This window comes from Streptomyces chiangmaiensis (assembly GCF_036281785.1).
Taxonomy (GTDB): Bacteria; Actinomycetota; Actinomycetes; order Streptomycetales; family Streptomycetaceae; genus Streptomyces; species Streptomyces chiangmaiensis.
Genome location: NZ_JAYWVC010000259.1, coordinates 1 through 9,715, shown reverse-complemented (window position 1 = coordinate 9,715; position 9,715 = coordinate 1). Strand labels below are relative to the sequence as shown.

Annotated in this window: 7 protein-coding genes; 3 read left to right on the top strand and 4 right to left on the bottom strand. The window is 66.2% G+C overall.

Annotation, left to right across the window (positions count from 1 at the left end):
- From VXC91_RS38865 to VXC91_RS38855, 3 genes are all read right to left on the bottom strand, one after another.
- Positions 1 to 306, bottom strand: a 306-nt coding sequence (locus tag VXC91_RS38865; RefSeq protein ID WP_329512070.1) for a nitrile hydratase subunit alpha, incomplete at its 3' end; no start/stop codon positions are given.
- Positions 303 to 968: a nitrile hydratase subunit beta gene (nthB, locus tag VXC91_RS38860; RefSeq protein ID WP_329512069.1), complete on the bottom strand. Its 666-nt coding sequence runs from the start codon at positions 966 to 968 to the stop codon at positions 303 to 305. The genes nthB and VXC91_RS38865, both read right to left, overlap by 4 nt.
- Before the next feature lie 676 nt (positions 969 to 1,644).
- A complete protein-coding gene (locus tag VXC91_RS38855) occupies positions 1,645 to 3,867 on the bottom strand; it encodes an MMPL family transporter (RefSeq protein ID WP_329512068.1) in 2,223 nt (740 codons plus the stop codon).
- Between the two features lie 2,570 nt (positions 3,868 to 6,437).
- On the opposite strand from VXC91_RS38855, the gene VXC91_RS38850 reads away from it, so the two are divergent.
- Complete coding sequence (locus VXC91_RS38850; RefSeq protein ID WP_329512067.1) at positions 6,438 to 7,067, top strand: nucleoside deaminase; 630 nt, start codon at positions 6,438 to 6,440, stop codon at positions 7,065 to 7,067.
- 300 nt (positions 7,068 to 7,367) lie between these two features.
- Positions 7,368 to 7,565, top strand: coding sequence for a hypothetical protein (locus tag VXC91_RS38845; protein ID WP_329512066.1), 198 nt, complete (start codon positions 7,368 to 7,370; stop codon positions 7,563 to 7,565).
- Between the two features lie 10 nt (positions 7,566 to 7,575).
- Here the strand turns inward: VXC91_RS38845 and VXC91_RS38840 are convergent, their stop codons facing one another.
- On the bottom strand, positions 7,576 to 8,433 hold the full coding sequence (locus VXC91_RS38840) for a DUF5707 domain-containing protein (protein WP_329512065.1): 858 nt from the start codon (positions 8,431 to 8,433) through the stop codon (positions 7,576 to 7,578).
- A 397-nt stretch (positions 8,434 to 8,830) separates the two neighbouring features.
- On the opposite strand from VXC91_RS38840, the gene VXC91_RS38835 reads away from it, so the two are divergent.
- Complete coding sequence (locus VXC91_RS38835; RefSeq protein WP_329512064.1) at positions 8,831 to 9,268, top strand: hypothetical protein; 438 nt, start codon at positions 8,831 to 8,833, stop codon at positions 9,266 to 9,268.
- The last annotated feature ends 447 nt before the right edge of the window (positions 9,269 to 9,715 follow it).

The window sequence follows — 9,715 nt, the reverse complement described above, 5'->3', positions numbered from 1 at the left end:
GACATTGTGGGTGGTCGCGGTGTTCTCCACGACGACGATGTGCTCGCCCTGAAACCCTCCGAAGCCCAGCTCCTTGATGGCGGCCGTGCCGTCCTCAAGCAGCCGGCGACGGTATTCGGGGTCTGTCCAGGCCCTGGCGACGACCTTGGCGCCGTTGAGCGGGCCCACGTTGGTCTCGTAGGTGGTGATGAGCCCGTCGATCACTTTCGGGTCGATCAGACCCCGCTCGGTGAGCAACTGCTCGAGCGCCTCGGTGCGCAGAGCTGCGGGAATGGTCTCGTCCGAGTCGACATGGGTGGCGGTCATGAGGTGGTCTCCAAGTAGCTCTCGTACATTTCCACGGTGAGGGCGAAGGGGGCGGCGTCGGTGCCCCACAGTTCGTGTGAGTCGAACCGCACCGAGTAGACGTACTGCGGGTTCTCGCCCAGGAAGTGGGCGTTGGTGTCCGGCAGCACGTGGGCGGGTTGGATGAGCTCCACGATGCCGGTATGACCCCGCACATAGCGCGGCAGCCGGGTGTGCCCGGGTACTGACACGTTCTTGGCTCGTACACGCTCACCGACAGCGAAGACCGGCGCGGTGTCGAGGGAGCGCAGCGACCCCTCGGCGGTCGGCGCGTAGTCGGGCCGGGCAGGTTCCGGGATCGGCGGCTCCTCCACGTGTTCGCCGCGCAGGTTGCGGGCGCGGGCGTCGATCGCACCCGGCGCCAGGATCGCGCTGTCGAGGAGCCTCAGCTCACCGGCGTTGAGCCAGCGCCCGTAGTAGCCGTCGTCCAGGTAGGCGGCTCGGTCCAGGCGCTCCAGAGCGTGCCGGAAGGAGTCCACGTTTCCCCCGGACGCCCGGTTGGAGAAGATCGCCAGGGCGAATGCCCGGCCTTCCCAGGGCTGCTCGAAAACAGGTTCATCGCGTCTTGGCGGATGCATGGACCCCCATCCAGGGGTTCCTCCCATGTCAGCAATACCATCCATCGCATACCTTCCCAAATGCATACAGCAGAGGACATATGTAATCGGAATCTGATTCGGTTGGCGCCCCTGGTGTCACCACGCGGGCCGCCCCCGAATCTGTTGAACGCCTCGGGTGTGCCGGTCCGCCGCCTTCACCGCCAGGGAGTGCTCGACAGGTGCATCGCACCCCGAGCCGAGTACGAGCATATGCTCGTATTCTTTTGATGGCAAGGACAGACGATGCAAAAATCCAGACCGCAACTGGACTCCGCCAGTCTGCTGGTAGGCGGCGCGCACCGACTGAGGGTCGATACTTGGCGCTTCGACGCCTCCCCCACCTCAGCATTGAGCTCAGTCCCCTCAGCGGCGGCATTGTCCGCGCTGGTGCTCGCAACCGCCATAGACCGCCGCACGCCGGGTTCATTGCAGACCGTGACGAAGTCGCCAGAGCTGTGCTGCGCCCCCGTGCAGGTCGATCACCGTGTCCGGACGAGACTCGGCTGATGCGATTCCCACATGAGCAGTGCGGACGCCTCTTGATGCCCCAGGGCAGGCGCCAAGGGCGTTCTGGCACCTCCCCTGCCAAGCTGCCCGAGGACGCTGCGACCCATGTCACCGGCAACGGCGATGAGGACAAGATCATGCGCCGACGGGCCCGGCCCCGCGGAGGGGGGGGCCGGGCCCGTCACATCGGGGATCAAAGGCGCACCCGGTCGCCTCCGGCATCCTCCTGCCGGGCATGCGCGGCCGGGGTGAGGGTGCCGCTGGTGGGGTGCAGTCTCTGTCCCTCGACGTCGATGTCCGGCAGGAGTGTGCGCAGCCACTTCGGCAGCCACCAGGCCGCCTGGCCGAGGAGGGCCAGGATGGCCGGCACGATCGCCATGCGGACGACGAAGGCGTCCAGGAGGACGGCGACCGCGAGCCCGAGGCCGACCATCTTGATCGACTGGTCGCCGGAGGCGATGAAGCTGCCGAAGACGGCCGTCATGATGACCGCCGCCGCGCTCACGACGCGTCCCCCATGACGGAAGCCCGTGACGATCGCCTCATGCGGTGTCTGCCCTGCCGTGTATGCCTCGCGCATCCGCGTGACGAGGAACACCTCATAGTCCATGGCGAGTCCGAAGACGATGCCGACCATGAGGATCGGCATGGTGCTCGTGATCGGTCCCTTCTGGTAGACGCCGAGGATGTCGGCCAGCCATCCCCACTGGAAGACCGCGACGAGCGAGCCCAGCGCCGCCCCGATGGGCAGCAGGAAACCCACCGCGGCCTTGAGCGGGACGAGCACGGACCGGAACACCAGCACCAGCAGCACGAACGCCAGGCCGACCGTGATGCCCAGATACGGCAGCAGCGCGCCGTTGATCTTCTTGGAGAAGTCGACCTTCATGCCGGTCAGTCCCGTCACCATGGTGCGGGCACCCGTGACGTGCTGCAGGTCGGCACTCGAGGCGCGGATGGTGCGCACCAGGTTCTCCGTCTGCACGCTGCCGGGTTTGGTGCTCGGCACCACGGTGACGACCGCGGTGTCGTACGCCGCGTTGAAGGCGGCAGGGCCGACCGCGGCGACCCCCTTCAGTTCCCTCACCGTCGAGGTGACCTTCTGGGCGGCGCGTGTGGCGTCCCTGCTGCCCTTCGCATCGATCACAACCGTCAGCGGGCCGTTGGCGCCCGGGCCGAACCCGTCCGACAGCATGTCGTAGGCCTTACGTTGCGTGGTGCCCACCGCCATGGCCCCCTCATCGGGCATACCAAGCTTCAAGGAGGCGGCCGGTATGGACAGCGCGCCCAACCCGATGACCGACACAGCCATCACCACGAGCGGCCGCCGCAGGACGAAACGCGCCCAGCGGGCCCCCACGGTCGGCTTCGCAAACGCTCTGGTCACCGGCCTCTTGCGGGCGCGCCGCCCCACGATCCGCTTGCCCGCCATGGCCAGCAGCGCCGGCAGCAACGTCAGGGCGACCACCACGGCCAGGGCGACCGTTCCGGCCGCGGCCAGGCCCATCTTCGTCAGTACCGGCAGGCCCACCACCGACAGGCCCGCCAACGCGATCACCACTGTGAGACCGGCGAAGACGACCGCCGAACCGGCCGTGGCGACGGCCCGGCCGGCCGCCTCCTCCCGCTCACGGCCTTCGGCCAGTTCGGTCCGGTAGCGGGTGACGATGAACATCGCGTAGTCGACACCGACCGCCAAGCCGAGCATCAACGCCAGGGTGGAGGTCGTATCGCCCAGATCGAGGGGGTTGGCCAGGGCGCCGATCACGGAGACGCCGATGCCCACGCCCAGCAGCGCGGTGACCAGGGGCAGGCCTGCAGCCACCAGCGACCGGAAGGTGATCACGAGGACCACCGCGGCGATCGCCATGCCCACCACCTCCATGCCTGAGCCCGCGTCCCCCGCCTGCACGGCGCTGCCGCCCACCTCCACGGACAGCCCGCCGCCACGGGCCTTTTCCACTGTGTGCACCAGGGACGTCTTGGTCTGCTCACTCAGCGCCACCGCCCTGACCTTGTAGGCGACCGGCGCGTACGCGGTCGAGCGGTCCTTGCTGACAGTGCCCGCGGTGAACGGGTCGACAACGGAAGCCACTTGCGCAGAACTCTCCTTCAACGCAGCAACCGTCGCCTCGATCCGCCCCCGGTTCGCCGGCTCGGTCACCCGATGTCCGGCCGGCGCCCGAAACACCACCCGGGCCGACGCACTCTCGACGTCCATACCGGGAAAGCGTTCCTTCAACACATCCACCGCCCGCTGCGCCTCCGTCCCCGGCAACGCAAACGAACTCGGAACGGCAGGGGCTGCCGTCGACGCCGCGACACCGGCCCCAACCAGGAGCACCAGCCACGCCACCGCCACACCGAACCGGTGCCGGAAGGCGAATCTGCCCAGTCTGTAAAGGAATGTAGCCACGCGACCGCGCTCCGCTCGAAGTCAATGCTGCTCAAGAAGGGAAGATGCCCTGGTCAGGACACCTGTCCAGTCTTGAGCCACCCCCCGCAGGCACCGTCCGCACTCCCGACGAACTTCCACCTCAACCCAAAGGATGAGCCGCTCCACAGGTCATCCCCCCAGCCGACAACGTTTTCCCCCGCACGCCCGGTCACCATCGGTTCGGGTCCCCTGGCACCCGACGATCACATCGGCGATCGTGAGGCCTTCAGCGCCTTCCTGGCTCGCATGCGTCGCAGGACGGACTTCGAGGTCCACGCGACCGGTTCGTCACCCGCTGTGCGTGCGACCTGCGGATTGTGCATGTCGCGTGCAACTTCGCGGGTTGAGTCGGCCAAGCCCCGGGGCGGTCGGGGTCTCCTGGCCCAGCCCCTCGGCATCCGCGTGACCTGAGCTGTACCGAGATGTGTGGAGTCGGGCTGCAGCCGAAAGGGGGCGCCACGGAGGTCGGTGGGTACTGGGCACTGGACATTCGCGCGGCCCCGACCGCAGCCCAGCCCCCGGCGTATCGAGCACTGCATCAGCAGTGCAAACCGGCCACCTCAGTGGCTGCCATATGGATGCTGAAGGGGACGGAGTCGTGGGCTTCTCCCGGCCTGATGTCGGTCCAGTTCAGAGGGTAGGTTTCTCTGCCGTCCCACAGGAGCAAGCACGTTGACGCGTTGTTCACCACCGACTTGACGTTGCTGAACCCCGCATTGAGACAGCCTCTGCTTCGGAACCCTTCTGAACGATGGTGAACGCGGCTGAATGAGACGGAAACTGAGACGGCCGGCCCAATGACTTGAGTCGCATCGGGGTAGATACGTGAGAGTCGACACAGGGGGTTGATATGGGTGGGGAAGAGGCTAGGCCGCTGTGGTGTCCGAGCCCGTCGTATCACTTCCAGCAGGCAGCGCTCTGGGGCATAGTGTGCCTGGCTTGGCTGTCGAGGGGCTGGTCAGCCAACTCGATCTGGAGCCTCCCTTGTGCCAGTTGTGCGGTCGTCAGCCTGGTCTGGGGGGTGCGGGGGGTGCGGGGCGCGCGCAAGGCTCGCGAACAAGTTGACAAGCCCTCGGAGTGAGTTCTTGTGCCGGATGCCGTCCAGCCAGGAGCGCATCCGCAAGGTTGCGGCGAACGTCTTTGGCGCGGCCCGGCCGGACCATCGCCGACACGGGCCGAACCATCGAGATACGCGGCTGTCCATCGCTGTTGGTGTCAGCCGTGGATGTCGGCAGGCTCCTCACATGGCGTCGGTAACAGGACACGGCCAAGCAGGGGACACCTTTTCCTGGTGCCCCTGCGCGCTGGCTGGACTGTCGTGGCGTCGCGCCTTGTTGGGAGATCTCGACGTGGATTGACCCGGTCGAGATAATATCGCCTCAAATCGGACACGGTGAGCCACGTGCAAGACTTGTGGATCAAGGGTTGCTCCGTCCTGCCAGCCGCCGGTGATTCATACAGGCAGCTTGGCACCGGCATGTATCCGTCTAGCCGGAAGCGTCTACTGCTACGCCCTCACTTGTACGGACGACGCAAGGTCGGCGGAACGACTTTGGCCTGGAGTTTCAATGACCCAGTCAAGCGCCGCCGCGCTCGGATCCTGGAGCACCAGTTTGGAAGACGGCGCATGTGACCTCTGGTCGACCTGCGGAGACTCGGACCTGGGACAGACTGGGCCGTTGTTCACCGTGGCTCCCCGCTGCGTCCCCTCGGAACGGGCACGCAGCGGACGCGATGAACCTCTCGATGCGCACTACGGGCGCGACGGTCGCTGAGGTTTGCTGGGCTGGCCAGCCAGCCGCGTACACGCAGGAATGGCCGACTGCGGTCGTACCGGGTGCTGTACTTCGCTGCTGTACGGCATCCGGCTCCACCTCATCGGTCCTGCTGCCGTCGTCTACGACGCAACCCCCGACGCTGGCGACGGCGACGCAGAAAGTGCCGCCTACTGTCATAGGGAGGTTAGAAGCGAAGGGTCTCAGAGGGGGGTGCTCAAGGAAGGCTCGGTCGAACGCAATTCCGATCAGGGCGGCTGTCAGTCCGATCGCCCACAAGAGCAGTACCAGCAACCATGTGCTCCGGGTGCCCAGCCAAGGAGTCATCGGACCATCATGCACCCGACGTGCCGCCGACCACAGTCCCCCTCGCTTCTACTACCCGGCTGCGCGGGGGCGACAGACCGCGGAAGAAGATCGTGAGCAGTGTGGGCGCATCCGCTTCCGGGCGTCGGCCGCGCTCCACAAGCACGGCCTGAGCCGCTGACCGGCACCGGCGGACAGCCTTGAAAACGTCGTGGCGCGAGTCACCGTGGGTTCAAATCCCACACCCACCGCAAGGCGAAACGACTCCTGACCAGGTAAAATGGTCAAGAGTCGTTCGGCTGCGCGGTGCTTGCTCGACACCATGGTTCCGCGCTGTTCCCCGCCCGATCGGGCACGCATGGGGCACGATGTTGAGGTTCGCTCAGGTCGACACCCTGACGGGTGCGGTCGATGGTTTCGGCGGCTCGGCTCTGGTCACACAGCGCGCTGTACCCCCACCATCGGCGTATGCGGACACACGCGGCGGCGACTGCTCTCCCTGACGTTTGGCACCTGCCCTTCGATCTGGCGTGGGAGGCCTTGCAGGCTGGCAGTCGTCCCATCGGCGCCGTCCTGGTGGATGCTGACGGGCGCATCGTGGCAATGGGGCGTAACCGCAGCCAGGAATCCACTGGTCCCAAGGGCCAGTTGGCCGGCACCGCGATCGCTCACGCCGAGATCAATGTCCTGGCCCAGCTTCCCACTGGTCGCCGCTACGAGGACCATCGTCTCTACACGACCGTTGAACCGTGTCTCCTGTGCAGCGGGGCCCTCATTCACTCTCACGTCGGCGCTGTGGCGTACGCCGCCCCCGACGCCCTTTGGCGCGGCATCGAGGACATCCCCCGGGTAGGTGGCCTGATTGCCGAACGCTGGGCTCGGCGAGAAGGACCCGTAGATGGTCCGGTGTCCGTGTTCGCCGCGATGCTGGCGGGCCTCTGGCAGGTCCTTCACGACTCGAGTTCCGATGGCCCAGGCGCATCCCGCAGCCTCACACTGGCTCATCGCCTCCTGGGCATCAAAGGCTTCCTCGATGCCGAGACGGCCCAAGTCGCCTACCGACTGGCGCTACCCCACCTGGCAATGCCAACGTCCTGAGGTTCGAGGTCGGCGGAGTAAAAGGGGCGCGTCAGATCATGGGCCCTCTTCCGCGAGGTTGAGGGCCCATGGCGGCACCAGGGTTTGAACGTGTGGCCTCATCTTTATCAGGGTCGAACACGGCGCCATCCGGACCCTGCATTTCGCTGGGAAAGCGGCTCGACGTCGGCCGCTGAGGTACGCCGGAATCCGACCGTGTTCGCGGTTGTTGGTGTCAGACGCTGGTGTCACACATCGGTGGCTCACTTGACGGTCGTCCTGGCCAGAGAGTAAAGGCGCTGCTCAATCTCCGTCGCCAGCATGACGAGCCCTGGCGAACACTCCAGCCCGGATCTGAAGCACCGCGCCGAGCACGACGAGCCCCACGGGAACCCCGGGGCAGCGGCCCATAACGGCATCGGCGGGCACGCTGCCGTGCAGGCGGGCGATGTTGCGGCGGCCGCTGCGGCCGGGCTGGAGTGCGCCTGGTGCGTGGTCGACCGCCGCTTTCCGGAGTGACGGAAGGTGACTACTGGACGTCGACGTAGTCGCCAGTGGCCGTGACCGATGGAGTGGTGCTGGAGCCGGCGAAGTTCCAGCGCCAGTAGCCGTCGGCGGAGGCGGTGACCGTGGTCTTCAGGTTGCCGTAGCTGTCGGTGTAGACCGTCTTGATCGTGGAGTAGGTGGTGGTACCCGCTTTGCGGAACTGCAGCTTGACCGGCTGGTTGGTGTAGCCGCGGTAGTCGTGGGTCTCCCAGTTGGCGCGCGTCAGCTTGCCCGTGACCGTGATCGACTTGCCCTTCACCACCGGCTCCGGCGAGGCGTTGACCGTCAGCTTGGAGTAGCGCTGCACACGGTGCGTGCCGTAGTACTCGTTGTAGTAGTGGCTGCTGTCACCGGCCAGCGCGAAGGCGCCGACGTGCCAGGTGCCGGCCAGGGAGTTCTTGTAGAGGTCGCGCTGTGGGTCGATCGTGATGGTCAGCTTGCAGGTCGAGGTGGTGGCGCTGGACGCCGTGCAAGTGGCCCAGGTGGCCCCGTATTTGTTCGGGGGCAGGCTGCCGTCGCTATGGGCGGCATCGGTGCCGTGCCACAGAAAGATGATCGCGTCCTGGATGCCGGACTCGTGGGAGGCGGTCAGCGAAACAGTGATCGTTTTTGCGTATGTGGTGCCCAGGACGATGTCCTTACCGCCGTTCACAGTGACATTAGTGATCGTCGGTACAGCGGTTGCGCTGAGGGTGGACGAATCCGCGGTCGCTGAGAAGCGTTTGATGACGCTCGGCCTGTCCAGGTTGTTCGTTACCTGGTCGGCCTGTGCGGCAGGAACGGCAAGGGCCGCAAGGGCCAGGGCGCCGGTCACGGCTGCCACAGTGGAGCAAATACGCATGTGTCCCCCAAGCAGGAAGGGGCCCGCGGTACGTCATCTCTCGGCGGACCCGAAAGACCCGTTGAGTCTGCCGACTCGGTAGACCAGACATGCGACGGCTGTGAAAGGTTGCACAGGGTGCGGCGCTTCCCTGGACACGCGATGAAGGTGCGGTGACGCCGCGATGAGCGGTGTCAGTCGGGCACTGAGGCCTGCCACTTCCATGACTACTTGCCGTCGGCCGACTTCGTAAAGGCGGTGCTGTCCTCCCACGGTGCCGCCTGAGCTTGGGAAACCTGGGTTCTCTACGAACCTCCATCCGGCTGACCTGGGGTGCGGCTACGCCGGGGTCTCAGCTGTGCAGTCGGATTCCAGCCTGTAGCCCCAGCACGGCGTCCCCTACGGCATCCTGTCCGACGTGACGTTGATCCGCGCGGTGGCGATCGGCCTTCTTACAGGGGGCCCAGGAGCCCTGATCTTCGACCCGCGGGGCGAAGGACTCGACCACATGCGTCTCGCTATGCTGATGGGATTGCTGGCAGGTCAGCTCCTCACGATCCCGTTCTCCCTAATCGGTGGAGTCGTTTGGGCGCTCGCACGGAAAGGCAGGCCTGTTCGTCTTTACGATCTTGCCATGGGTCCCCTGCTCGTGGCCTTGGGTGCTCTGGTTGTGACCCAGGCGTGGGCAGTGGTGAACTGGCTCAGCACCGAGCCGACCCCAGGCGGCGTTGGCGATCCGGACGGGGAGACATCTATAGGGCTGATTGCAGGCCTTTCCGGGTGTCTGATGGTCCTCGTTGGCTTGGCGTTGCTGGCGAATGGCGTCTGGTCGAGTCGGCGGCCGGCACGAGCGTGAGGGATCAGACCTTTCTGACCCACCACTCACCCCGGCTCCCCGCGCACGCCCCCCACGGACCCGCAGTCGGCGACGGCGCCCCCTCCCGGTGCCTGCCGATCCCCCGCCGGAGGCATCGTCTTGACCGTTGGCCGCTCTATGCGGTGATCGACTCATGGCCTCTAGCCCTATCCACGTGTGGGCGCGCGTCGGCGCAGCGCGGGCGGAGCGGGCCGGAGGCAGGAGCGGCGCCCGGCGCGGAGCCGGGAGCGCGCCCGGCGGAGCGGAGCGCAGCCGGGTGCCTTGATGAAGTAGGGAAACTCCCACCGCACTAGATGATCAATTCCTGTCCTACTTCGCTTGATGCTTGACGCGTTGACCTCACTTGATGCTTGACGGTTCCGTCCTCGGTTTGCTGTCTGCGACTGCCGCCGTATCGGTGGTTGGTTGCGGCATCAATACACTTGT

Coding starts and splice junctions, on each gene's coding strand:
- VXC91_RS38845 (WP_329512066.1), top strand. CDS start 7,368: ATGACGAGCCCTGGCGAACACTCCAGCCCGGATCTGAAGCACCGCGCC.
- VXC91_RS38840 (WP_329512065.1), bottom strand. CDS start 8,433: ATGCGTATTTGCTCCACTGTGGCAGCCGTGACCGGCGCCCTGGCCCTT.
- nthB (WP_329512069.1), bottom strand. CDS start 968: ATGGATGGTATTGCTGACATGGGAGGAACCCCTGGATGGGGGTCCATG.
- VXC91_RS38850 (WP_329512067.1), top strand. CDS start 6,438: ATGCGGACACACGCGGCGGCGACTGCTCTCCCTGACGTTTGGCACCTG.